The 23970-nt window shown below is 38.5% G+C and carries 25 protein-coding genes; 3 read left to right on the top strand and 22 right to left on the bottom strand.

The genetic code is table 11. From position 1 onward, the window contains the following. Positions 1-3: 3 nt before the first annotated feature. The 9 genes from B3D98_RS17165 to B3D98_RS17125 all read right to left on the bottom strand — a co-directional run bounded on the left by B3D98_RS17165 (position 4) and on the right by B3D98_RS17125 (position 9069). A complete protein-coding gene (locus B3D98_RS17165) occupies positions 4-1083 on the bottom strand; it encodes a DUF1648 domain-containing protein (RefSeq protein ID WP_288584601.1) in 1080 nt (359 codons plus the stop codon). Between the two features lie 7 nt (positions 1084-1090). Beyond that, positions 1091-1468: a GntR family transcriptional regulator gene (locus B3D98_RS17160; protein WP_054549216.1), complete on the bottom strand. Its 378-nt coding sequence runs from the start codon at positions 1466-1468 to the stop codon at positions 1091-1093. 539 nt (positions 1469-2007) lie between these two features. Next, positions 2008-2385 carry a carboxymuconolactone decarboxylase family protein gene (locus B3D98_RS17155; RefSeq protein ID WP_288584598.1) on the bottom strand — a complete coding sequence of 126 codons (378 nt, stop codon included), beginning with the start codon at positions 2383-2385 and terminating at the stop codon, positions 2008-2010. A 202-nt stretch (positions 2386-2587) separates the two neighbouring features. Further along, positions 2588-3967 (bottom strand): argininosuccinate lyase, encoded by a 1380-nt coding sequence (argH, locus tag B3D98_RS17150; RefSeq protein ID WP_009370279.1) that lies wholly within the window; start codon positions 3965-3967, stop codon positions 2588-2590. Positions 3968-4048: 81 nt separating this feature from the next. Further along, positions 4049-5242 carry an argininosuccinate synthase gene (locus tag B3D98_RS17145; RefSeq protein ID WP_288584595.1) on the bottom strand — a complete coding sequence of 398 codons (1194 nt, stop codon included), beginning with the start codon at positions 5240-5242 and terminating at the stop codon, positions 4049-4051. A gap of 288 nt (positions 5243-5530) precedes the next feature. Continuing rightward, positions 5531-6337, bottom strand: a complete 807-nt coding sequence (locus B3D98_RS17140) for a CPBP family intramembrane glutamic endopeptidase (protein WP_288584594.1) — start codon at positions 6335-6337, stop codon at positions 5531-5533. A 74-nt stretch (positions 6338-6411) separates the two neighbouring features. Further along, positions 6412-7206 (bottom strand): MerR family transcriptional regulator, encoded by a 795-nt coding sequence (locus B3D98_RS17135; RefSeq protein ID WP_288584593.1) that lies wholly within the window; start codon positions 7204-7206, stop codon positions 6412-6414. A 109-nt stretch (positions 7207-7315) separates the two neighbouring features. Beyond that, positions 7316-8071 (bottom strand): SDR family NAD(P)-dependent oxidoreductase, encoded by a 756-nt coding sequence (locus B3D98_RS17130; protein WP_048392368.1) that lies wholly within the window; start codon positions 8069-8071, stop codon positions 7316-7318. An 8-nt stretch (positions 8072-8079) separates the two neighbouring features. Further along, positions 8080-9069, bottom strand: coding sequence for an MBL fold metallo-hydrolase (locus B3D98_RS17125; RefSeq protein WP_269898235.1), 990 nt, complete (start codon positions 9067-9069; stop codon positions 8080-8082). 347 nt (positions 9070-9416) lie between these two features. Here B3D98_RS17125 and proC point away from each other — a divergent pair, with 347 nt between their 5' ends. Both proC and namA read left to right on the top strand, forming a co-directional pair. Continuing rightward, positions 9417-10220: a pyrroline-5-carboxylate reductase gene (gene proC, locus B3D98_RS17120; protein ID WP_288584587.1), complete on the top strand. Its 804-nt coding sequence runs from the start codon at positions 9417-9419 to the stop codon at positions 10218-10220. Between the two features lie 48 nt (positions 10221-10268). Continuing rightward, complete coding sequence (gene namA, locus B3D98_RS17115) at positions 10269-11279, top strand: NADPH dehydrogenase NamA (RefSeq protein WP_048392367.1); 1011 nt, start codon at positions 10269-10271, stop codon at positions 11277-11279. Between the two features lie 49 nt (positions 11280-11328). On the opposite strand, the gene B3D98_RS17110 is transcribed toward namA, so the two are convergent. Beyond that, the gene (locus tag B3D98_RS17110; RefSeq protein WP_288584584.1) at positions 11329-11607 is read right to left on the bottom strand and encodes a DUF1450 domain-containing protein; all 279 of its coding nucleotides are present in this window, start codon (positions 11605-11607) and stop codon (positions 11329-11331) included. Between the two features lie 380 nt (positions 11608-11987). Then, complete coding sequence (locus tag B3D98_RS17105) at positions 11988-12203, bottom strand: DUF3955 domain-containing protein (protein ID WP_269898233.1); 216 nt, start codon at positions 12201-12203, stop codon at positions 11988-11990. A gap of 224 nt (positions 12204-12427) precedes the next feature. Here B3D98_RS17105 and B3D98_RS17100 point away from each other — a divergent pair, with 224 nt between their 5' ends. Then, positions 12428-12871 carry a hypothetical protein gene (locus B3D98_RS17100; RefSeq protein WP_115673350.1) on the top strand — a complete coding sequence of 148 codons (444 nt, stop codon included), beginning with the start codon at positions 12428-12430 and terminating at the stop codon, positions 12869-12871. Between the two features lie 86 nt (positions 12872-12957). On the opposite strand, the gene B3D98_RS17095 is transcribed toward B3D98_RS17100, so the two are convergent. The 11 genes from B3D98_RS17095 to B3D98_RS17045 all read right to left on the bottom strand — a co-directional run bounded on the left by B3D98_RS17095 (position 12958) and on the right by B3D98_RS17045 (position 23901). After that, entirely contained in the window at positions 12958-13632 is a 675-nt protein-coding gene (locus tag B3D98_RS17095) for a serine/threonine protein kinase (protein ID WP_269898232.1), read from the bottom strand. A gap of 356 nt (positions 13633-13988) precedes the next feature. Beyond that, complete coding sequence (locus B3D98_RS17090) at positions 13989-14555, bottom strand: NADPH-dependent FMN reductase (protein WP_269898231.1); 567 nt, start codon at positions 14553-14555, stop codon at positions 13989-13991. Positions 14556-14568: 13 nt separating this feature from the next. Beyond that, positions 14569-15624, bottom strand: coding sequence for an LLM class flavin-dependent oxidoreductase (locus B3D98_RS17085; protein WP_288585210.1), 1056 nt, complete (start codon positions 15622-15624; stop codon positions 14569-14571). A gap of 16 nt (positions 15625-15640) precedes the next feature. Beyond that, on the bottom strand, positions 15641-16582 hold the full coding sequence (locus B3D98_RS17080; protein WP_288584577.1) for a ring-cleaving dioxygenase: 942 nt from the start codon (positions 16580-16582) through the stop codon (positions 15641-15643). 58 nt (positions 16583-16640) lie between these two features. Beyond that, positions 16641-17084: a MarR family winged helix-turn-helix transcriptional regulator gene (locus B3D98_RS17075; RefSeq protein WP_004231341.1), complete on the bottom strand. Its 444-nt coding sequence runs from the start codon at positions 17082-17084 to the stop codon at positions 16641-16643. 100 nt (positions 17085-17184) lie between these two features. Beyond that, positions 17185-17805: a sporulation-specific diadenylate cyclase CdaS gene (cdaS, locus tag B3D98_RS17070; RefSeq protein WP_054549207.1), complete on the bottom strand. Its 621-nt coding sequence runs from the start codon at positions 17803-17805 to the stop codon at positions 17185-17187. A gap of 118 nt (positions 17806-17923) precedes the next feature. Then, on the bottom strand, positions 17924-18154 hold the full coding sequence (locus tag B3D98_RS17065; RefSeq protein ID WP_009370265.1) for a hypothetical protein: 231 nt from the start codon (positions 18152-18154) through the stop codon (positions 17924-17926). A 65-nt stretch (positions 18155-18219) separates the two neighbouring features. Continuing rightward, entirely contained in the window at positions 18220-20214 is a 1995-nt protein-coding gene (locus B3D98_RS17060; protein ID WP_288584572.1) for a methyl-accepting chemotaxis protein, read from the bottom strand. A gap of 323 nt (positions 20215-20537) precedes the next feature. Then, positions 20538-21470: a ribonuclease Z gene (gene rnz, locus B3D98_RS17055; protein ID WP_054549205.1), complete on the bottom strand. Its 933-nt coding sequence runs from the start codon at positions 21468-21470 to the stop codon at positions 20538-20540. 98 nt (positions 21471-21568) lie between these two features. Next, on the bottom strand, positions 21569-22405 hold the full coding sequence (locus tag B3D98_RS17050; RefSeq protein ID WP_048392356.1) for a class I SAM-dependent methyltransferase: 837 nt from the start codon (positions 22403-22405) through the stop codon (positions 21569-21571). Beyond that, positions 22402-23901 (bottom strand): cobyric acid synthase, encoded by a 1500-nt coding sequence (locus tag B3D98_RS17045; RefSeq protein ID WP_066036245.1) that lies wholly within the window; start codon positions 23899-23901, stop codon positions 22402-22404. The genes B3D98_RS17050 and B3D98_RS17045 overlap by 4 nt, the downstream gene beginning before the upstream one ends. Positions 23902-23970 lie beyond the last annotated feature (69 nt).

Here is a 23970-nt window from a genome sequence, read left to right as displayed (position 1 = left end):
TTTCTATATGAAAATCACCAATAAAATTGGCAGTAACGTAATCGCTATTAAGATGTAACACCATTTGTTCGCGAAATTTACAGTCCAACCAATCCCGAACTTTTTAGGCACTAATAAGGATGGATCATTTTTATTGCAATAAAAAATACCCCATTTCCAGTATTGATCATCTGTGGCAGCTGTTTCATTTGTATGTACCTCATCAAAACGTTCATTACTTTTACTGAGCTTCCAAATGAACACTAGTAAACCACCCAACGTAACGACATTAAAGACAAGAAAAAGTAGGAAGAAGTAGGGAGCCGTTTGGTCTTGTAAAATAACAGTTGTATAGTGTAAAACAACAAATAGAATTGTCATACTAAAATTAATGGCTGCCAGGTACCAGCTTCCGTATTTACGCTGAGTTAACTCCCGATGAATGGATGCTTCTTTGGCCTGTGCACTTAATTGAATTTTGGCACTTTTCATGCCTTGACTCATCATGAAAAAACTAATTTGTATTGCCAATAATATAAGTGGCATACTGATGACTGAAAGCCGCGATTTTTGAGTCCAACCATCGACCTCTCCTGCCCCATTCCAATGTGTTGCGAAAACCTCAGGGATTGACTCATAGTTCATGTACGTAAAAGCGATTAATGCAAGTGTGATGATAATGGGTACACTAAAAAATATAGGTGATAATGTTTCCTCTTTCTGACGGATAGACAAATCTGTCACATATACTGTTTTTATTTGTGCCTCCCACTGCTCCTGCACCTTTAATTTTTTCGTTTTAGCATGATAACTCATGTAAAGACCTGATGATAAAAGGAGCATGACATACAAAAGGATAAAGGAAATTAAAGATACCTTCTCCTCTTGTATAGGTGAAAGATAGAGAGCGATTTGACCTACTAAGAATAAGCCAGCAATCCCTGCGATGATTTGGCTATAATGCTTCTTCCACAGCTTTAATTGTGGATGTTTGACATATGGTTCGGGTATGGAAACACCAAAAACAAGTGTTTTTCTTGTTAAATGTGGTGTCATCATTTCCATAATTCCGACAATGATAAAGATGCCTACAATTATAAGCATACTACCCCTACTTCCATTGTTTTAAAATTCGCTGGAACAAACTTGTCATTTGCTCTTTCTCGAGGCCACGCGCAAAAGCCTCCGCCATGATAGGCTTCAAGGCATTTTCGACTTTTTCAACCTCCGTTTCTTCCAGCGCTCTCTTTTGACCACCAATAATGACCGCTTTTGCTTTCGGCTTCAATTCAATTAAGCCCTTCTCTTCAAGCTCATGATAACTTTTACTGACCGTGCTAACATTGATGCCTAGATCTGTAGCCATCGAACGTACAGACGGTAAAGTATCACCATTTTTCAGCTCACCTTGCGCAATGCATTCTATTATTTGATTGGCCAATTGTTTATATAGCTGCAATTCACTGTTTGGATCTAATTGTATTTGCATAATAACCCTCCAATCTGTATTGCTTGTAACCAAACAGAAATCTGTTATGTATAGAGTAATACAGATTTTCTTTAATGTCAAATGAAGGAATTTTTTATGGTGTTGAGTAGGGGTTTTTTCACAATAAGAGCGGGAGCCTTCCCTTAGTAGTGCTTTGAACTTCATTTAGAGCGGGTTCTCCTTCCTTATGAGCGCTTTAAATTTCATTTAGAGCGGATCTTGAGTACTTTAGACCCCAAATAAGAAACAAAAAGGACCCAGAATAATTCTGGATCCATGGACACTTATTGCTTCTATTTGATTTTTAACTGATATGGTTTACACTTCTTCTTAATCTATAGCAAAACAGAATGTTCTGTTTCACCTTTAGGCTTAAGATTTATGAAGCTTCAACCTTCAACAGTTGTGGCGGACTTTCCTGAGATTCTTGGTCTTTGGGTGTTTGACTATTACTACTCATTCTGCATCCTCCCCATCAGATTAGATTAATAAGTGGTTCCTCTCTTATTATGAGCCTTCTTCTATTTTTTATACATGCTTTAGCTTTTTTCTGCAAAGACTTGTTGGGCTATCGTTAAAGCATTTTGCACTCTTGGAAAACCGATGTAGGGTGCTAATTGTAAAAGTACCTCGACCACTTCTGTCTGTGTCAAGCCTGCATGTAATCCACGCTGAATATGCGTTTTGGTTTGTGGTGCAGCACCTTGTGTAACTACCGCTGTTATCACGACGAGTGCTCGACTCTTTGCATCCAGCCCAGGCCGTGCATAGACATCACCGTAAGCAAATTCAATAATCATTTTGCGTAAATCGGGTGCTATATCGGCTAATGCATCGGATTCAATCATCCGTGCTGCTTCTTCTTCTGTCACATATTGTTTAATTGTTTCGAGCCCCTTTGTAAAACGTTCATTCATTTCTTCATCCCTCCTACATTTACTTATACAAAAACCCCAATTCCGCGTCTCCAGAATTGGGGATTGTCCTTCACATATGTAAGGTTCTCTTCTTCACGTCACCCTCTGGCTCAGTGAAAAAGGATAAAGGTTTTCATAGTGCCTCACAGGACAGCTTTAATGAATATCTATGCAAAAAGTCACAAGGACATGCACGCAAAAATTAAATGGCTACAAGACAGGCTTTCGCTTTTTCAATTTGGATTTTTACTTGTTCAAAGCCAGTACCACCTAAGGAATGGCGGCGGCGAACAGCAGCTTCTGGCGCTAGTACATCATAAATATCCGCTTCAATTAACGTACTTTCTTGCTGCATTTCTTCCAATGGCAAGTCTAATAAATAAATGCCCTTTTGAATACATGTAAAGACAAGCTTACCAGTCACCTCATGTGCCTCACGGAATGGCATCCCCTTTGTAGCAAGGTAATCTGCTAGCTCCGTTGCATTTGAAAAATCAGCGTGAACAGCCTGATGTAAGCGTTCCGTGTTGACAGTCATTGTACGAACCATACCTTCAAAGATTTTAAGTGAACCAAGAATCGTATGAACAGTGTCAAACATCCCCTCTTTGTCCTCCTGCATATCTTTGTTATATGTTAATGGTGTGCCTTTTAACACCGTTAATAAGCCCATTAGATTCCCATAAACACGCCCTGTTTTACCACGAATAAGCTCTGCCATATCTGGGTTTTTCTTTTGTGGCATAATCGAAGAACCTGTTGAGAAGGCATCATCCAGTTCGATAAATTTAAATTCATCTGTAGACCAGATAATAATTTCCTCAGCAAAGCGTGATAAATGCGCCATAAGTAAGGAGGAATGACTTAAAAATTCCACGATAAAATCACGATCACTTACAGCATCCATGGAGTTTGCGTAAACCTCGCTAAACCCTAATAACTCTGCTGATTTTAAACGGTCAATCGGGAAAGTTGTCCCTGCCATTGCCCCAGCACCTAAAGGTAAAATATCAATACGTTTTATGGATTCTGTAAAACGTTGTTTATCACGCTCTAGCATCCAAAAATAAGCCATTAAATGGTGTGCAAAGGAGATTGGCTGTGCACGTTGTAGATGCGTATAACCTGGTGCAATCGTTTCAATATGCTCTTGTGCTTTGTCTAATAGTGTTTGTTGGAACGTCACAATTAAATCAATTGCTTCCTGCACACGCTTTTTCAAGAAAAGATGCATATCCGTTGCTACTTGGTCATTTCGGCTACGTCCTGTATGTAGTTTGCCACCGACAGGACCTATTAAATCAATTAACATTTTTTCTAAATTTAAGTGTATATCTTCATTGGCAACGCTAAATTCAAGCTCACCTGCGATTGCCTTATCTTTTAATTGGGCAAGACCACCTAGTATGGCCTCTACATCAGCTGCTGGTAAAATTCCTGTAGCACCAAGCATTGTGACATGTGCAACACTACCTTCAAGGTCCTCTAGCACAAGTTGCTGGTCAAAGCCAATGGATGCGCCAAATTCGTCTACCCATGCTTCTGCTGATTTTTGGAAACGTCCACCCCAAAGTTTTGTCATGTCAGCTCACCTTTTCCTCGATTACTTATCAAAAGGTGTAGTAAAAGCACAAATGCCTCACCACACCTTGCTTGTTCAACATTACTTTTTATTCACAGATGAGTTCACTACAGTTGGTAGACCCCATAACTCGATAAAGCCTACAGCGGAAGCATGATTGAATTGATCTTCCTTCGAGTATGTTGCTAGCTTTTCACTGTATAATGAATTTGGTGATTTACGTCCTTCTACAATCGCATGTCCTTTAAATAGTTTCACACGTACTGTACCATTCACATATTGTTGTGTTTGCGCAAGGAATGCTTCCAGAGCATCACGTAATGGTGAGAACCATAGACCGTCGTAAATTAATTCGGATAGTTTTTTCTCGATTACTGGCTTGAAGTGTGCTAATTCTTTTACAAGCGTTAAGTCCTCAAGCTCTTTATGCGCTGTTAACAGCACTTTTGCACCTGGAATTTCATAAACCTCACGAGATTTAATACCAACTAAACGATTTTCAACGTGATCGATACGTCCTACACCATGAGCACCTGCTACTGCATTTAATTCTTGAATTAAATCAGCAAGCTTCATTTCTTTTCCATTTAATGCTACTGGTTTACCAGCTACAAACTCGATTTCCACATACTCTGCTTCATTCGGTGCATTTTCAACAGAAACAGTTAAGCCATAAGCTTCTTCTGGTGGTGACACCCATGGGTCTTCCATAATGCCAGCTTCATTCGCACGGCCCCATAGGTTTTGGTCGATTGAGAATGGTGAATCCAATGTTGCAGGAATCGGTACATTATGCTTCATTGCATATTCGATTTCCTCATCACGGCTCCAGCCCCACTCACGTACTGGTGCTAATACCTCTAAATCTGGATTTAATGCTTTAATCGATACTTCAAAACGAACTTGGTCATTCCCTTTACCTGTGCAACCATGCGCAACAGCATCTGCGCCTACTTGATTAGCAATCTCTACTAGTTTTTTCGAGATAAGTGGACGGGAAAGTGCTGATACTAATGGATACTTTTGCTCATACCAAGTATGTGCTTGTAAAGAAATTAATGCATACCCTTCAGCAAATTCGTCTTTCGCATCTACCATATAAGATTCAGTCGCTCCTACTTGAAGAGCTTTATTTTTTACGAATTCAAGATCTTTCCCTTCGCCAACGTCAAGACATACTGCAATTACGTCCCAACCTTGTTCTTTTAACCATGGAATTGCTACCGAAGTATCAAGTCCACCTGAATAAGCTAATACTACTTTTTTATTTGCCATTAAAAATGCGCCTCCATTGCTCTATCGATATGTATGTTTATACATTCATTTAAAAGTTTATACACGAATAGTATCATGTTATAAAAATAAATACAAGTGTATTTTTATAAATTCATAGACTTTTATTTTTATTGTCAAAAGTAAGTCGTTCCTTGTATAAGGTTGACAAGAAATCCATGGCAATTCACTCGAAAAAACGTTTTTTTACTATATATATAAATGTATACTATATAAATTTAGCAACAGACGAAAAAAAAGAATCCATGATACAAACTGGATTCTTTCTAGTTACTCGGCTGATTGTATCTTATACAAGACTTTATTAGGATTAATCAAAATCAGTAGAACGGCCGCCGCCGAATATAAAATAGCATTATACATAATTAAATCAATTAGGTTTCCATTAATGGAGCCGATAAAAAAATTAAAGAGCTGATGAATAATAATAGGAATGATTAAATTCTGATTGATCGTATAAAATACTGTCATGATGATGGTCGTAGCTATAATCGTTAACATAAAGAAGAAGCTATATTTGATCAAATCCATTCCCATAAACCCTGTTGTAAGCCATATCGGTAAATGCCACATTCCCCACCAAAAGCCTATGATAATTGAAGCTATTAATGGCGAATACTTCTTTTGCAGCTCCAGCAGTGCAAAGCCCCTCCATCCTAACTCCTCACCCAGTGGTCCTGACAAAAGCGTTTTAACAAAATAAAAACTGAGCATGCCCCATGAAGACAGCGTAAAAATAGAGTTTTCTTCATAATTATTCATGATTTGAAACAAAATCATGATAAAGATAGCTGTTTGTATCATCACGATTAAAACAATTACTGAAAGTGACAATTTGTTTTTGAATTTTTGTTTGACAAAGTGTATAAAACGTTGCCCAGGATAGATTCTTGGAAATAGTAACGCAAAGGCAAAGGTGGATGACCAAGCCGATAGACAGCGTACGGTATCAAATAGCCAAGTAGGATAGCCTAATAGCTTGACGGCTCCTACAACACAGAAAAGTGGCCAAAAAATAATATTGGTTAAAATAATAAAGCTTGCTACTGGTTTTTTTAATTTCTTTTTTCTACGCAAGTAGATCCCCCATTTCATCTGAATATCTTCAGCATAAACCTAGGGGTTGCTCACAGGTCAAACCCATTTTGCCTTTATTTTATCGGTACATACATTTCTAAAAAAATACGTTCAAGCCCTTCTTCATAAGTGGTAAGCAATAAGTTGATATAAACAAGCCCTAAAAGCTCATAGCCATTTTCCTTAGCTACTTTTCTTATACTAGCCTCTACTTTATTGTCTGTATTTTTGCCACCTGTTGACCAGCGCCCATCTTCAATAACTGTATAAAGACATTTGGGATGCGCTAAAACTTCACCTTTAATTGGATGATCGCTATTTTCTACTTTCCTGACAACCATAAATTTATTTTCGAGCATTCCGCTATCATCGAATCTAATAACTCTTCTTAAAGAAGTAAGAATTACCGCTTTCTTTATACTGTCTGCATTTTCTTTTAACGAATCATATTCATCATAGGCTGTATAATGATCTATTACGCCCATTATTTCTAATGGTCTCATTTCCTTTATAGTATACGTGCCTAGATATTGGCTAATTTTTTGACAATCCTCTTTTACAAGCTGGAGCTTTTTTAATTGTAGCTTTTTATAAGCTATTTCCTCTAACATTATTTGTTCTTTTTCTACTAACAATGATTGGATGCCCTCTATACTCTTGCCTTTTCTCAATTCCTGAATCTTTTTGATTTCAAAATCAATTTCTCTATAAAAATTGATTGTTGTGATATCGTATATATCAAAATGATTGTATGTTCTATACCCATTTTCACTATTTTGCTGGGGCTTTACTAATCCCTTTTCTTCATAAAATTTTAAGGTATCTCTAGAAACTCCTAAAAATTTTGCAACTTGACCAATTGTATACATCTATGTCTCCTTTTCAACTCTTCCTTTTTACTACTATAGCTACAATTATATGTAAATATGAAAAAACCGTAGACATGCACGTGAAGCATGTTTACAGTTTCAAATGTTGTTATTTCTTATGGAAAAATGATTTGCCTAGCCATTCAATGGTCGCAGGGGCTAATGCATACAATTTACTCGACAATCCCATAATTCTAGGTAGATTAATCTCACGAACAGGACGATCAATCGTTTTCACTGTCTCTTGAGCTACTTCCTCCGCTGACAATAAAAAGCGCCCTAAGGATTCTCGGTAGCCACTTGTATCATTGGCTTTATCTAAAAATGGTGTATCAATGGGACCAGGATGGATGGCTGTCACTTTTACATTGTACGGAGCCAATTCCATACGCAATCCATTGGTAAAACCGACAATAGCATGTTTCGTCGCAGCATAGACACTCGCTTTTGGTGTGGCCACCTTCCCAGCCTGAGAACCAATGAATATTAAATGGCCCTGTTTGCGCTCTATCATCTTAGAGGCTAATCGTTTGGCAAGATAAATGGGTACGCTAACATTTAATTCGATCATTTGCGCAATATCCTCATCCTGTAAAGCAGGGGCTACAGCAAACTTCCCTACACCTGCTGAAAGAATCGCTACATCAATCGGTGGTAGCTGCGCACAAACATCATCAAGTGTATGTAGATTGGTTAAATCCGCTTGGATCACTTGAGCACCTAAACGCTCTAGCACCTTTAGTGCAACGGCATTGCGACCTGTGGCATAAACAATATGCCCTTGAGCTACTAGTAATTCAGTGATTTTTAAGCCAACCCCACTTGTAGCTCCTGTCACAAAGATTGTTTTGTTAGGATGTTTCATGTATAAACCTACTTCCTTTGAAATAAATAGATACCTGCTTCTGTCTTTGTTGACGTAATATACTCATTGGCCTCTAGGTAATCTAAATGACCAAGTGTTTTAGATAAAGTTAAACCAAGCTGATGCTGGAAGATAGCCGGATACAAGCGTTTTGTTACTTGGACAACTGTTAATTGATCATCGCCTAATAATTCAAAAACTTTCATTGATTGTTGGTGCTGTCGCTCTAATCGTTTATCAATTAACAACGGAATATCCTCTAGCTCTGCTCCATGCCCTGTATGCATCATTTTGACAGGTAATTGACGTAGAATTTCAAGGGATGCATTATATTGTAGTAAAGATTTTGTACGTCCTACAGTACGATCCAATGGTGGCTCTATTAATGGATTGGGCGTTATTTTTTCAAGCAATAAATCTCCACCAATCACTTGATGAGTTTTTTCATCCCAAAAAATGAAGTGACTTTGTGCGTGACCTAATGTTTCGATTGCCTTTAATCCTGGATGCCCAGGAACTTCATCTCCATCTTCCAAAATTTGCGTTAATGGTCGTTCCCCTACAAGCTCCAATTCACGACGAACATGGACACTTTTTGCAATATATTCTTGTGGTACCCCATGCTCCAATAAACGTTCACTGTAAAATTGTTCATGATAGCGTAAAAAGTCTTCATCATGACGAAGCCATTTGTCATTATAGGCATGCCCTAAAATTTCTGCATATGGAAAAGCATCGACCCATCCCGCATGATCTGGATGATGATGGGTTAACACAACCTGTTCAATATCTTGCATGTCAAAGCCTGCTGCTCGAATCCCCCATTTTAAAGCATCATAGGCTTCCATTGTTTTTGGGCCAACATCAAAAATGCTAAGTGCATCGCCTTTTACAATAAATGCATTGACATCTCCTACTGCATAGGGTGTTGGTATTTCTATTTTGTATATAGACAAAGTTGTCTCCCCCTTTTCACGCACTTGTGAATACTGATTCATTCTATTTTACAAGTTTTTTCTGTTTTCGTCATCCTCCTGTTGACAGGTTGCCTATTCCTCACTATAATTTTGAATAATCTAATTATTTATGTGCGTTGAAGAAGACGAGTACGTATCTGGTGAAGGTGTTAGAGAGTGTTACATTTGCTGAGAGTAACATCACCCGCTCCCATTACCGAACCTACTTCTGAGCAGTTATGCAAACATAACCGTTTCCCTTGCGATAAGAGGGCTAAGAGTTGTGCCAACAATTGGCAAACAAAGGTGGTACCGCGGAAACGAGAGCGTTTTCGTCCTTCTAGATAAGGACGAGAGCGCTTTTTTATTTTGAACTGGAGGTTTTGTTCATGAAAAAAATTTTATTTATCGGTGCAGGCTCAATGGCGGAAGCATTGATGCAAGGCTGGATTAAACAAAAGGTGTTCACACCACAAGAAATTTACGTCACCAATCGCTCAGACAAGGAACGCTTACATTTCCTACATGAAACATATGGTGTCCATTGTGTGTTTGATCCTGCGATTTTTCAACAGGCAGATCTGATTATCTTAGCGATGAAGCCGAAAGATGCTATTGCTGCTATGTGTGATTTAAAGCCTAAACTTACGGTACACACTGCTGTACTATCTATTTTAGCAGGCATTGCGATTGATACAATTACAGAATTTTTAGGGAGTCGCCCAGTAGCAAGGGTGATGCCGAATACTTCCGCTACAATCGGCATGTCAGCAAGTGGCATTGCATTCAATAACGAGGTATCTGCAGACCAGCGTATCCTATTCCTCCAGTTATTAGAGGCTGTTGGCTCCGTTATTGAAGTCGATGAAGATCAGTTACATGCAGTCACAGCCCTTTCAGGTAGCGGCCCTGCCTATATCTATTATTTAATGGAAGCTTTTGAACGAGTAGGGACGAAGGTAGGCTTATCGAAAGATACGGTGCGCTTGCTAATGACTCAAACACTTGCGGGGACAGCTGAGATGCTCAAGCAGTCATTAGATGAACCAGATGTCTTACGCAAAAAGGTGACGAGTCCTGGTGGCACGACGGAGGCAGGGATACAGGCATTAGAGCAATATCAATTTAATGAAGCCATCGAAGCCTGCATTAAAGAAGCGGAGGCACGATCTCGTTCACTTGCAAATGGGTAGCATTATGTGCAAAATAGAGTGTATCACTAGGAATTAGGAGGCTTTATTTTGAGTAAATTATTCGAACCCTATACATTGCAATCTATCACCTTAAAAAACCGTGTTGTGATGGCACCTATGTGCATGTACTCAGCACAAGACGATGGCATGGTAACACCCTTTCATTTCGTCCATTATGCAACACGTGCAGCTGGTCAAGTAGGCTTAATCATTTTAGAAGCTACTGGTGTTGTGCCAGAAGGTCGTATCTCAAATAAGGATTTAGGGATTTGGGATGATGCACATATTGAAGGATTAAGTCAATTAGTTGAGGGGATGAAAGCGTACGGCGCTAAAACAGGCATCCAGCTTGCACATGCTGGTCGCAAAGCAACAGTAGATGGCGAAATTTTTGCTCCATCAGCTATTGCCTTTAGTTCAGACTATAAAACACCAACAGAAATGACAGAAGAGGACATTCACTATGTCATCGAGGCATTTAAACAAGCAGCTATTCGTGCCGCAAAGGCTGGCTTTGATGTACTAGAAATTCATGGCGCACATGGCTATTTAATTAGCGAGTTTTTATCACCTGCTACGAATAAACGTCAAGATCAATATGGGGGCTCACAGGAAAATCGATATCGCATTCTACGTCAAGTCATCGATGCTGTTCGCAGTGTATGGGATGGTCCTTTATTGGTACGTGTCTCTGCGGAAGATTATGCGGAAGATGGTACAACAATGGATGACTTTATTGTTTTTAGCCGCTGGATGAAATCTCAAGGTGTTGATTTAGTTGATGTGTCAACAGGGGGCGTTGTACCAGCAGCCATCAATGTCTTTCCAGGCTATCAGGTACCACATGCAGAAGCGATTAAGCATGGGGCTGATATTCCTACTGGTGCAGTTGGTCTTATTACCACAGCCATTCAAGCCGAAGAGATACTCCAAAATAATCGTGCAGATTTAATATTCTTAGCGCGTGTTTTATTACGAGACCCTTACTGGGCACTACATGCAGCTAAAGAGCTAGGAGAAGACGTGCAGCCTCCCGTACAATACGTTCGTGGTTGGTAATTACATTTCCATCAAAAAACAGCTTGTGCTCCAGCAAGCTGTTTTTTCATTAGAAAAGTGGATTTTGTTTTAATTCTTCATCAATAGCCTGTACCAATGTCTCCGCGTTATCTGCTGTCACAACTTCCCCATTTACTATCGCAAAAATACCTTGCTCACAGATTTCACAATGGGATGTACAACCAGATTCCTCTATCTCAATATCTTCTCGTTCTACTAATACATCATACGCATCTGCCGCACCAAGTGCTAAATTAGTGATACAAAACTCCACTCTATTTTTTAGCTGCTGTGGTTCCTTCTTTTTTTTAAAAAGAGAAAATACCATGTTTATTGACCCCCTACTCTCTAAAAATAATCATACCACAATTCCATAAACTTCATGAAAACTGTAGCGTTAAGCAAAATGATTATCATAAAATACTATTAATCTTTCAGCTCAATCAACATAAGTTTTTCTTATGAAATTAATGTACAACCATTAAACGAAGATGACTGCTTTGAAAAAAGGTAGTTACAAACTTATCATGCAAAACCTTCAAGTACAATTTTGCAGTCAACTAAAATAGCTATTTATGTTGTTCAATCAAATCATCAGTCTACTCCATAGATCGTGTAAACAAAACTCCCACACAAATGTAGTGCTTTTTATTAAGTAAATATTAAAAACAACCAAGTCTCTTATGTATGACCTGGTTGTTTTATCTATTATTTAACGTATTGAGTCTTTTTAATAATCGATTTTAACGCCACCCCTACTACACATATAAATCCAATAAATAACAATAAAAATCCTATTGGAATAAGAAAGAATGGTTCTTCTAATGTACCATCAGGTGCTACATTACTCCCTTTCACCATAAAGATTAAAAAGCTAAGTACGCCTAATATGATTGGCATTAATGCAAAAATATATTTTTTCATAACTTTTTCTTCTCTCCTAAATATTTTTATGTTTAATTCCTACACGGCAGCTTTCTACAACTCGCTGTAACAATCATAAATCCAAAATATATTCTAAGTCAATCATTTATTATTGATAAACAATAAATTTTTATTCTAATTCAACCAATCTCAAAATTGACATTTTGAAATTCTAACTATAAAATGACCATAATCTCAAGTGATAATATGGAAGGGTGATTTGTATGAACTATGAAGATTTAATGCAATGGAAAGGTTATTTGTTTTTAGATAATATAGTAGAGCCAGGGACAAACTCTTTGAGAGTTTCTATTTCTAGAGCTTCCGTCAGCGCCGAAAGCGAGGATATAAGTTTTGAGGAATATACTATAAATGATGTCTATCCTATTGAAATTGATAAGACATTACCGGTCATACATATAGAATTCGATTCATATGTAGCCTATACTGTTTTTGACGAATCATTTCATTTTGTCAATCAAGAAGATGATTTCTTGGGTAACTCAGTACGTCTTTTTACAAAATCAACTTATTTAGATTTTATAAGTAAAGGAACTATAGCTCTCGATATCTATTCCTACAAGGAGCTATTCCATTATCAGATTGTTTGTTTAGACCATATTATTGATATTGTCTCATTCGATAAACCCACTATTATAGGCGAATAAGTAGTTTTTAAAACAGTCAATGAAATTTTGTTGTCTGTTTTCTTTATTTCTATTAAAGCATCTCGTAAAAGGTAGCTCCCGTAAGTTCAATTATTTTTTAATAGAAACTTTAAAATATTTTTTGTAAACTCTTCGTATGAAGTATTCTTTCCACGTTGGTTATACCACTTTCGTATTGTTTCTACTAACCAAAACGGCACAGAATTTCCATCAATTAAATGATAGTATTGCTCATATCCTTTTTTTAAATGCTCCCATCGATGATCATTACCCTGTAGTGTGTACTCAGAGACATCAATTATTTTTGCCCTTCCATTCTGTAGCAAAATATTTTTCAAATGAATATCACGAGGGTTAAGGCCCTTCTTCCGAACATATTCTCTTGCATCCTCCACTTCATTTATAACCTGTTTTGGAATATGAATACCTTGTAGAATGCAATCAAAAAGCGTTTTTCCTTCTTCGTAACTTAAAACAAGGTATTCGTCATGTGAAGCAAAGCATGTTGAAAAGAAAGGTGAATCTCCAAGTATTTGATACACATTTGCTTCAACTTTTACTTTGTGCACTTTGTCTTTGGCATATACTTTAAATGCATACGCTGGGGCGCAAAGAGCTTGAAAAACAGCCGCATCTGTCCCAACACCTATACATTTCAAATCATCAGCTTCACCACTTATGGTAACAGGCTCGTTATTTGGATTTGAATAAACGTTTATTTTAGAAAGAGAACCTATAGCTTTATCCCAATCGTTTTCCATTTCCATCTCTCCTATCATTTGCATTGAAGTATACTACACTATCTAATTACTTTAGTAGGGATTCTATATCGCCCCTAACAATATTCAAATCTCAAGTTTCCTACACATACTCTTTAATTTTAAAACGTTGGGAACTACTAGAAGTTTCTATATCCATTTCTCCATATGGACAGTATACGGCTTTGTTAGTTACAGAAGAACCAGTTCTATCCTCTATTTACCCTTAACCACCTTTATTAAAAACTCAAAGTGATTTGGGTTTTATTTTTATCATGATTGTCACGAACTTATAGCTAGCCTTGACACAAAAAGAAACGCTGTGTCAGACTACTTCACAGCGTTTCTTCTATTAATCTTTAAAAATCATATTCAGCATCTTTTTTGGCTCGAATTTCTGCAAAAGCCTCTGTAACCATCACGGTATCCTCTGCTAACCGTTCTAAACGAAAAAGGACATCATCATTGACAATTTCTTTACGTAAAAAATCCTTTTCTTCTATAAATACATAGGTCGGTACGATGTGCGCTTTCATATAAGCAAGGATCGGCTTTAGTTGCTGTTCCACCATTAAATAATGCTTGGATGTACCTGCTGTAACAATAACACTGACGACTTTATCGCGGAAGGCATTGACAGGTAAAAGGTCAAAGATGTTTTTTAATGTAGCTGGTATAGATGCTTGGAATGTTGGCGTCCCAATAACGATTGCATCTGCAGCCATAATGGTTTCCGTCACATATTTTGTATCGCCTTCATATTCAAAGTAATTACGTCCATCACTAAAAACTAGCTGATAGTCAGCAAGATCTAGTAATGTTACTTCATGCTGTGGGTATTTTTCTTGTAACATCTCGACTAACTTTTGTGTAGCTGTTCTTGTCTTTGAGCCGACAATAGAACCCGCAAGTGCGACAATTTTCATAATGAGCCACTCCTTATTTTGCTGTGTGTTTTTTTATCGCTGGAATTATATCATTACCAATGATTTCAATATTTTTCATCAATTTTTCGAAGGGTACGCCACCAAAATCGATTTGTGCCATAAAGCGTTGCATGCCATATAGTTCGTATTGACAAAGTAGTTTTTCAATAATTTGCTCTTTACTGCCCACCATTAAAGCATCACGTGTATCAGGCGCTTGTGCAAATTGTTGCTTTGGATAGCCCCCACCACGAATAGCTTGGAAACCACCGTTTAAATGTGGATACATGCCCTGTAATGCCTCTTTTGTTGTGTCTGCTACATAAAACAAGCTTGTTGTGGCAATAGGTAATTCATTTGGGTCAAAGCCTTTGCGCTCTGCCGCTTCGCGATAGGCATCCACTGATGGTTTAAAGTTGATAGCAGGTCCACCTAATGTTGTAAGCATCATCGGAATGCCCATATATCCTGCTTTAATGGCGCTGGCAGGTGGTCCACCCACCGCACGCCATATTGGCAACGAGCCGTTTTTTGGCTGCGGTAAAATTTGTGCATGATGGAGAGGTGCTCTAAATTGCCCTTCCCAAGTCACAAGCTCCTCGTCATTGATTTTCATAAGAAGCTCTAATTTTTCCTCAAAGATTTCTTCATAATCTTGTAAATCAACACCTAGTAAGTGATAGGCACCTACACGTGAACCACGTCCCGCTACAATTTCTGCACGACCATTTGATAATAAATCAATTGTGGCAAAATCCTCATATACTCGTACAGGGTCTGAAACACTTAATACGGTTGCGGAGCTAGACAATTTAATGGTCGAAGTTGCTTGTGCGATAGCACCTAACACGACCGTATGTGCCTGTGTTGTAAAATAAGACTGATGACTTTCACCTATGCCAAATACATCAATTCCAGCTTGCTCTGCTAATTGACTTGCCTCGACTAGCTCTTTTAGTCGTTGTTGAGCAGAAATACGCTCGCCTGTTAGTGGATTAGGGATATGATCACCTAAAGAGTACAGTCCGAATTCGAGTCCTTGTGCTTGATCAATACGATATTTTTCCATCATGTGTTATCTCTCCTTATTCTAGCGGTTCTAAAATAGCTTCAATTTCTGAACGTCTCTCTTCTAAAAATGGCGGGAGGTCTAACTCTTTGCCAAGTTCTTCGACTGCTGAATCTACCGTAAACCCTGGCCCATCTGTCGCCATTTCAAATAAAATACCGTTACGATCTCTAAAATATAGACTTTGGAAATAATAACGATCAACCACACCAGTACTATCCAATCCAAGCTCCTTAATTTTGGTATCCCATTGCTGTAATTCTTCAACGGTTGCAACACGTAACGCAAGATGGTGAATACTGCCTTTACCAGGTTTCTCGCTTGGTCCTTCTAATTCTTTGACAACAATCTCGCCAAGTACTTCCCCTTCTATCGATTGTAGGACCGTTTCTTTGTCCTTTTCTGCAATAACTGTATAGTGAAATAAATCTTGTAATAAATTGACCGTTCTTGGTAAATATCGCACAGTGATTTCAATAGTCCCCATGCCTAAAATACGATGTTCCTGCGGTATATCATTTCCATCCCATGGTTGCCATTGAGCAGGCGTTTCTTGTCCTTGGTGGTTTAACAATACCATCCGTAAACCTTCATGATCTTCAAAAAATAAAGCCTCTTTGCCTGCATAAGTAGTGATATCGCTATGTTCTACCTCTAGCTGCTGAAAGCGTTCTTTCCAATATAGTAGGCTTTCGAAGCTAGGTACAAGTAAGCCAATACGTGTAATAGCATTCGTCCCTCGCACTGTACGTCCTGCAACAGGCATTTCAAAAAATGTTAATTCTGTACCTGCTGCGCCTGTTAAGTCTCCATAAAATAAGTGATACATGGAAGGTGAGTCTTGATTCACCGTTTTTTTCACACGTCGTAACCCTAAAATAGTTGTGTAGAAGTGATTATTCTGTTTACCATTTTTCGTTAGCATTGATATATGATGGTGTCCGCTTAATTTGTTCATCCTAATTGTTCCTCCTCATTATTTTCACTTGACTAAGCAAGTGATTTTACAAAAAAAATTACACGGGTGGCAATTTTTTTTCTCGACTATGTTTTTCAAGCTTTGTCATCGCAATATATAAAGATTTAATTTCTTCAGCTGTTAATACTTCTTCAAAAAACGAAGACTGGAAGTGAAGTTGACTAGGTGTTGCTGCATCAATCATTTGCTCCCCTTTTGATGTCAATGAGATGGTTTTCGTCTTCCAATTTTGTTTACGCTCGATTAGTCCCTCTTTTTCTAGTCGGGCAAGCATGCGAGACATGCCACCTTGTGTTACAGTTACTTTTTCTGCTAATTGAGACTGTGTAATCGGGGCATATGTTTTAATCTGGATTAACACATCAAATTGTGCTGTCGTTAAGTCGAAACGTTTTAAAAATTCATTCGATAACTGATTACTTTGCGTTGTAAAGCGCATCATCCGAATCCACGTTAAGGTGCCTAGTGTATGATTTCTCATGACTTCACCCTCCCTTCAGTTATCACTTTACCACGCAAGTGATACTTCCGCAAGAAAAATATCTCGAATTCAAGATATTTTTTTAACATAGGGAGACCCCCTATATGATGCCAGGTGTTGTAACAGGATATAAATTGCCCTTAAGAGCAAAAGAAATTCTACCCGTTTCTTCTGATACAACCATTACAAGTGCATCACTTTGCTCACTCAATCCCAGCGCTGCACGATGTCTTGTTCCTAACTTCTTTTCCCCTGTATACCGCTCTGACAATGGCAGTACATTGGCAGCTGACTCAATTTGATTTTGATGGACAAGTACCGCTCCATCGTGAAGTGGATTACCAGGGAAGAAAATAGATTCTAATAAAGAATGGGTTAAATCTGCACCAATATGAATACCAGGCTGAATTAAATTCTCTAAAGCATCCTGTCTTTGAATAACAATTAAACCACCATGCCTTCTCAAAGACATATTTTGCACACTGTGTGATAGCTCTGGATACTTTTCAGTAAACGGGGAAAGATAACAATTTAAATAGAACGTTGCAGCTTTCATTTCAATTGTCATAAACTTCTCTTTAATTTTTTCAAAATTACCGAGGAGACAATTTGCATCTGTATCCATTTCCTGCACACTCTGCTGTAAGGACATGATCACTTCGAGAAGCTCATCTTTTAAAGTTTCTTTCATTGGTGAAAAATCACAATTTGTTGGATCCATATGATACACACCTCTTCATTTCATCACTGTTTACGATAGTTTTTCTCTCTATATGTTTTTTATTCTCCTTTAAGTAAAACGACCTCCTACAATGTTGAATAGGAAGTCGTTAATATCCTTACATATGCCCTGCTCGGATTTTCTTTACGATGCTGAAAGTCGTGTAGGCAGCAGCGGGTGCTAATACGACAATAAAAATAATCCACACAGTTAAATTATTGGTTGCTTTTAATGTTTCATAATTTGTCATGACAAAAATAATTAGACCGAATAATAGTAAATAGCTCAGCACATTGGGAAAAATGACGATTAATCGTAATAATGCTGGCGGCATCTTTTGTTGATTCATTTAAACCACACCCCTTTTTTCAATTATACGGGAATATAGTGATTTATCGTACTATATTTTTCCTTTTATACTTTATATTTGCCTGCTGATAGTTGGAGGTTTGCCGCTGTTGTATTTAATTGGTCGATAAATGCGGTCATGCTCTCCATATTTTCCGCTTGATGTTTAGCCTTTTGAGCAACGGCATCAACACTTTGCGATGTCTGCTTAGCCAAGAGCGAAACATCTTCCATGGTAGCTGTTACTTCCTCTGTACTAGCAGCAATTTCCTCAGTGGAGCTTGATACTAAATCCACTTGTGTTGCTAACACCTGTACATCATTATGAATTCCTTCAAACGATTGCTGTGCTTCTTGTACGATTGCACGTCCTGCATGTAAGACATCTGCTGTTGCTTGGATGGTTGCTACAATATTGGCTGTTTCCTTTTGGACATTCATCACCACCTGGGTGATTCTATCCGCCGCACTCTTAGAATCTTCAGCTAATTTCCGAACTTCTTCAGCTACAACGGCAAAGCCTTTCCCCGCTTCACCAGCACGCGCCGCTTCAATAGATGCATTTAATGCCAGTAAATTCGTTTGATCAGAAATTCCCGTAATCACATTGGTAAATTCCCCGATCATTGTAGATAGCTTTTCAAGCTCCTGTGTTCCAATCACCGCAAAATTCGTTTTCTCATGAACAGTCACTAATTGCTTTTGTAAGGACTGCATAATTTGTAATCCATTATCTGCGTTTTCCTCAGTATTACGTGAAATACTAGAAATTTCTGCTATGGATTCCGAAATATATTGAATGCTGCGCGCCAATTCCTCCATTGAATGCGCACTGTCTGCCGTATTATTCTGTTGTGCAAAGGAGGCCTGAGCTACCTGACTAGATTCTCCTTGGATAATTGCGGCTGATTCAAGTGTTTCATGAGCATTTTCTTGAATTGTATAGGTAGCTTCTTTTATTTGATTGGCCCCTTGCTTTATCTCACACATAATTTGTTGGAAATTATCCATCATCCCATTAAATGATGTCACTAATTGGCCAATCTCATCCTTTGCATGGATTGGAATACGCTTGGTTAAATCGGCTTCTCCTTTACTAATTTCCTCTAAGGAATTGCGCACACTTAAAATACGCGATACTTGCTTTGAAATAGACAGGCCCGTAGTGAAGAAAATCACACAGACAACGATCAATGAAGCTACAATTGTGCCTACCAAAATTTGTGAGAGGATAGCATTGGATACAATAATAGCTAAGTATGTACCGTTTGATAATGGCTTTACATATTGCGTGACACGTGTGCCATCGTAGCGCCCTGAAAATTCAGTCGACTTTTGTGCTGAAAATTGGGCTGGCTCAAAACCAATATTCGCTAAATTTTGTTTTGCTGTAGCGGCAATGGCTTGGCCTTTTTCATCTACAATAGCGGCGAATAATACGGTTGAGGATAAATAGTTGTTCAGTTGATCGATATAAGATTCACTGCCGATACTTGCTTCTAAATCTAGTAGCTGCTGTCCATGGCGAGCCACCTGTACAATTTGTGGAGTTGCTGGATTCCAGCTACCTACCCCGACAAATTTGAAAAATTGATCATCGACATCGCGAATTTGTGCTTTTTGGACAATTTCTTTCGCTCTTCCATCTAAAAGTTGCATATATTCGGCAGCTTGTCCGTTTGGATCAGAGCCAAAGTTAAAATCAACAGTTGGAGCTACTGATGTCACCGTTGTATTCCCTTTATCATCTGTACTCCAAATCTCATCGATGCCACCACGCTCAGCAATGGCCTTTAAATCCTCATATGTAGCACCTTTGTCAATGATGTAAGAAGCCATTACAGATTCGGCAATCATTTCTTTTTCCATAATTTCTTCTGCTTTTTCTCTAGATTGAATCGCTCCTTCCAACCCCATGACAATGGAGTTGGCGATTGCTTCTCCATTGCTTTTTTCACTTTTATATGTAGCTTGATAAACATAAATAGAAAATGCCGCTATAATGAACACCACAATGCCCATAATCTCCAGAAGCATTTTCCATTTCATTGACTTTCTCATGATGAGATCCCCCTAAAAATTACGATTATTTCCACTTCATCATACAATATTACTTCCATATATTTCATTAACAATTTATTAAATATAAAATAATAATTTTTGAAGAAGTTTAAATTGTCATTAATTTGTAAAAATTCTGAAATAGATAAGCAAGGAGGATAAATCTAACTATTTTGTACTAGTAGAGGCATGCAAAAAAGGGTCATTCTCATGATTAAACAGTAATATTTAAACAAAATTATCTACACACCTTTAGGACTATAAACTAAAAACATCTATTAGAAGAATCTCCTCTAATAGATGTTTCTTACTTATTAACTATATCAAAATAATTTATTATGTTGCCATGTATATACGGCTTGATCAGCTGTTAGGAATGTATTCGGAAAAATCCCCTGTGCTTCAGCTAAAAATTGAGGTAAGTCATATGGAAGAAAACGTGCGCTTAAATGATTTAATAATAAATAGTGTGCTCCAGCTTGCTGTGCGACTTTTGCTGCCTCCACATTTGTTGCATGACCGTAGCTTGCTGCTAAATCTGTTGTTGTACCATCAAAAGTTGCTTCATGGACAATGATATCAGCGCCCATTGATAATTGGATTGCTTCTTCACAATATTTCGTGTCGCCTAAGACTGACAATGTAAAGCCCTTTTTGGCTGGTGCCACCACGTCTTTCGCAAGTACCACATCACCATTTTCAAGTACAATATCGTGGCCATTTTTTAATTGGCCTAGTAAAGGTCCCTTTGGAACACCAAGTGCCTGTGCTTTGTCGATTAATAATTCGCCTGGTAAATCCTTTTGTTCGATACGATACCCATAGCAAGGTACAACATGGCGTAATTCCTTAGCATGAATTGTAAAATGAGCATCCTCAAAAATAATGCCTTCTTGTACTTCTACAAAGCGTAAAGGATATGTTAAATGGGTTTTTGATAGGGCCAATGTTTGTTCAATCCACTGTTGTAAGCCAGATGGTCCGAAGATCGTTAGCGGCTCATCCCCACCTTGAAAGGAACGCGAGCTTAAAAAGCCTGGAAGTCCAAAAATATGATCCCCATGTAAATGTGTAATAAATATTTTCGTCACTTTCCGTGGCTTTAACGACGTATGAAGGATTTGATGCTGTGTCGCCTCCCCACAGTCAAATAGCCACATTTCACTCACTTCGTCTAATAGCTTTACCATCAGAGCACTTGTATTTCGTTCTTTTGAAGGCATGCCTGCGCCTGTCCCTAGAAAATGTAGCTGCAACATAAGCCACCTCACTTCTTATTTATATCATTTTATTGTACCTTATCCATTCCCATAAGAAAAACCTTTGGTGTACAGTTTCTCCAAAGGTTTCTTGATTATTTTGGTTGCCATGAAACAAGCGCCGCATGGAAATCATGACGATAATAATAACGTCCATCCTTTTCTTCGATAAAAGGTAGCAGTGATTCTTCTACATGGGCTCGCTGAAAATTCGTCGTTAATATTTTTTTACTCTGCGTTGTCACAAGCTGCTCATAGCTTTCATATTCATAGACACGTTCTAGAGGGATAATCTGACAATCCGCGTAAATATCCATTTCATAGAGTAGATTCAAAAACTCGATATAATCTCTGCGCGGAAATTTAATGTCATAACCATACTTTTCATATAACTTTTCATAGTGCGGCTGAATGGGGCCTGTCGTCATCCCAATGATAGCACGCTTTCTCGCCAGCCGATTCATGTGATATAAAGCTGCTTTTATTTCATACATTCGGTAAAAACAATTCACGCCCAAGACGATATCATGTGGTTCAATCTCATCATGCTCTAAACTTTCCCACTTTGCATGAATATAGGAAACGTGCTCCTCCTGCGGCATACACTGCTGTAAGTAATGCAAAATGCTTTCAGAGCTATCCACACATGTGAGCTTCCTTACTTTATCAGCTAATGGAAATGTATAATTGCCCCACCCAGGACCAATTTCTAATACAGAATGCTGAGGTTCAATCTTTTTTTGAAGCTCCTGAAAAATCAATGCAGCATAAGGATCTGTTTGTCCCACTTTTTTACGTGCCACTGATTGGGCCCAAAATTGCTCCTCTAGCTGATCATTCACCATTCGTTCAGGCATATTGCCATGCCAGTCCTTCATGCCTTCCTGCCATAATGCCTCATAGTTAATGGCTAACGGTCCTTTTCTCGTCATATAGATACCTCTAACGATAATATTTCATATATTTTTTTCATATCAAGATTTGCACGAACGTGGTCGGCTAACATATTATAGGCATCTTCTCTTCGTTCTGCGTCACTTTTCACATCACTTGGTAAAGCTGCTAGCCCTTTTTTCACTCGTATTTCATTGACGAGTTGGCGGGTAAAGGGACGATTATGGAACAAGCCGTGGAAATATGTGCCAATCACTTGCTCATCTTGACTAACCGCACCATCTTCTCTTCCATCCTCTAATAGTAAAAACGGTGATACCGCACCACGTAAAATTTTTGTACGCCCTAGATGGATTTCATAGCCTGTCAATGTGTCCTGCCCTCTTACGCCTGTCATTTGCACCGTTTTTTTATTGCCTACAAAAATGGTTTCCATCGGTAATAGCCCAAGACCATCTGCAGATTCACCATTCCCCTCCACTGCTTCTGGATCAAGTAATGTTTCACCAAGCATTTGGAAACCGCCACAAATGCCAATAATTTTAGTACCGTACTCACGTAAATGTGTGATGGCTTGATCGAAGCCCTGTGCTTTTAGCCAAGCTAAATCATCCATTGTACTTTTCGTTCCTGGCAGAATGAGTAAATCTGGTGTACCTAATTCATTGACATGACCAATTAAACGTACACCCACCTCAGGCTCATCGAAAAATGGATCAATATCGGTGAAGTTTGAAATACGAGGTAAACGAATCATGGCTACATCTACAGCAAATTCGCCTGGCTTTGGTTTTTTAAAACGTAGTGACGATAATGCAAGAGAATCCTCTGCTTCAATATTGACATCGACATAAGGAATCACACCAAGTACCGGAATACCAGTTTCGCGCTCCACCCATGCCAAACCATCATCCAGTAATTCACGCATGCCTCTAAACTTATTGATAATTAATCCCTTAACACGTGCTCGTTCTTCCTCATCTAACAATGCCAGTGTACCAACAATCGAGGCAAAGACACCGCCACGATCAATATCAGCAACGAGGACTACCGCTGCATCTGCTAAATGAGCCATTCGCATATTCGCAATATCGCGATCCTTTAAGTTAATTTCTGCTGGGCTACCAGCGCCCTCTAGGACAATAACATCATATGTATGTTGAAGCGTGCGAACTGATTTTTCTACGATTGGCATCGCTTCTTGCACAAAATTATTGCGGTAGCTTTTGGCATCCATATTTAAAAAATGCTTACCATGAACGATAACCTCTGACATCATATCTTGCTTCGGTTTCAGCAAGATAGGGTTCATATCTGTCGTTGCAACAACACGAGCCGCCTCTGCCTGTACCCCTTGCGCGCGGCCGATTTCACCGCCATCCTTTGTAACAAATGAATTAAGAGCCATATTTTGTGATTTAAATGGGACTACCTTCAGTCCATCATCTGAAAATATACGACATAGTGCAGTACAAATCATACTTTTTCCAACATCGGAAGCTGTTCCTTGAATCATGATTGATTTTGCTGGCATAGTCACTCTCCTCCGTAATTATTCTATGGCAGAACGCATGTATTCGTTTTCGCTTCGTGTGTATTTCCT

The organism is Lysinibacillus sp. UBA5994 (assembly GCF_002429725.1).
GTDB classification, from domain to species: domain Bacteria; phylum Bacillota; class Bacilli; order Bacillales_A; family Planococcaceae; genus Lysinibacillus; species Lysinibacillus capsici.
Note: the sequence above shows the minus strand (reverse complement) of the source record. Positions and strands in the feature narration are given on the sequence as shown.

What these genes read in the sequence shown, in the direction of transcription:
- B3D98_RS17090 (WP_269898231.1), bottom strand. Translation starts at nt 14,555, where the DNA reads ATGAAAATTGTCGCACTTGCGGGTTCTATTGTCGGCTCAAAGACAAGA.
- B3D98_RS17130 (WP_048392368.1), bottom strand. Translation starts at nt 8,071, where the DNA reads ATGAAACATCCTAACAAAACAATCTTTGTGACAGGAGCTACAAGTGGG.
- B3D98_RS17105 (WP_269898233.1), bottom strand. Translation starts at nt 12,203, where the DNA reads ATGAAAAAATATATTTTTGCATTAATGCCAATCATATTAGGCGTACTT.
- B3D98_RS17165 (WP_288584601.1), bottom strand. Translation starts at nt 1,083, where the DNA reads ATGCTTATAATTGTAGGCATCTTTATCATTGTCGGAATTATGGAAATG.
- B3D98_RS17060 (WP_288584572.1), bottom strand. Translation starts at nt 20,214, where the DNA reads ATGAGAAAGTCAATGAAATGGAAAATGCTTCTGGAGATTATGGGCATT.
- B3D98_RS17100 (WP_115673350.1), top strand. Translation starts at nt 12,428, where the DNA reads ATGAACTATGAAGATTTAATGCAATGGAAAGGTTATTTGTTTTTAGAT.
- B3D98_RS17135 (WP_288584593.1), bottom strand. Translation starts at nt 7,206, where the DNA reads ATGTATACAATTGGTCAAGTTGCAAAATTTTTAGGAGTTTCTAGAGAT.
- B3D98_RS17160 (WP_054549216.1), bottom strand. Translation starts at nt 1,468, where the DNA reads ATGCAAATACAATTAGATCCAAACAGTGAATTGCAGCTATATAAACAA.
- cdaS (WP_054549207.1), bottom strand. Translation starts at nt 17,805, where the DNA reads ATGGATCCAACAAATTGTGATTTTTCACCAATGAAAGAAACTTTAAAA.
- argH (WP_009370279.1), bottom strand. Translation starts at nt 3,967, where the DNA reads ATGACAAAACTTTGGGGTGGACGTTTCCAAAAATCAGCAGAAGCATGG.
- B3D98_RS17095 (WP_269898232.1), bottom strand. Translation starts at nt 13,632, where the DNA reads ATGGAAAACGATTGGGATAAAGCTATAGGTTCTCTTTCTAAAATAAAC.
- B3D98_RS17065 (WP_009370265.1), bottom strand. Translation starts at nt 18,154, where the DNA reads ATGAATCAACAAAAGATGCCGCCAGCATTATTACGATTAATCGTCATT.
- B3D98_RS17085 (WP_288585210.1), bottom strand. Translation starts at nt 15,624, where the DNA reads ATGGAAAAATATCGTATTGATCAAGCACAAGGACTCGAATTCGGACTG.
- B3D98_RS17080 (WP_288584577.1), bottom strand. Translation starts at nt 16,582, where the DNA reads ATGAACAAATTAAGCGGACACCATCATATATCAATGCTAACGAAAAAT.
- B3D98_RS17145 (WP_288584595.1), bottom strand. Translation starts at nt 5,242, where the DNA reads ATGGCAAATAAAAAAGTAGTATTAGCTTATTCAGGTGGACTTGATACT.
- B3D98_RS17110 (WP_288584584.1), bottom strand. Translation starts at nt 11,607, where the DNA reads ATGGTATTTTCTCTTTTTAAAAAAAAGAAGGAACCACAGCAGCTAAAA.
- B3D98_RS17045 (WP_066036245.1), bottom strand. Translation starts at nt 23,901, where the DNA reads ATGCCAGCAAAATCAATCATGATTCAAGGAACAGCTTCCGATGTTGGA.
- B3D98_RS17050 (WP_048392356.1), bottom strand. Translation starts at nt 22,405, where the DNA reads ATGACGAGAAAAGGACCGTTAGCCATTAACTATGAGGCATTATGGCAG.
- B3D98_RS17125 (WP_269898235.1), bottom strand. Translation starts at nt 9,069, where the DNA reads ATGAATCAGTATTCACAAGTGCGTGAAAAGGGGGAGACAACTTTGTCT.
- proC (WP_288584587.1), top strand. Translation starts at nt 9,417, where the DNA reads ATGAAAAAAATTTTATTTATCGGTGCAGGCTCAATGGCGGAAGCATTG.
- B3D98_RS17075 (WP_004231341.1), bottom strand. Translation starts at nt 17,084, where the DNA reads ATGAGAAATCATACACTAGGCACCTTAACGTGGATTCGGATGATGCGC.
- B3D98_RS17155 (WP_288584598.1), bottom strand. Translation starts at nt 2,385, where the DNA reads ATGAATGAACGTTTTACAAAGGGGCTCGAAACAATTAAACAATATGTG.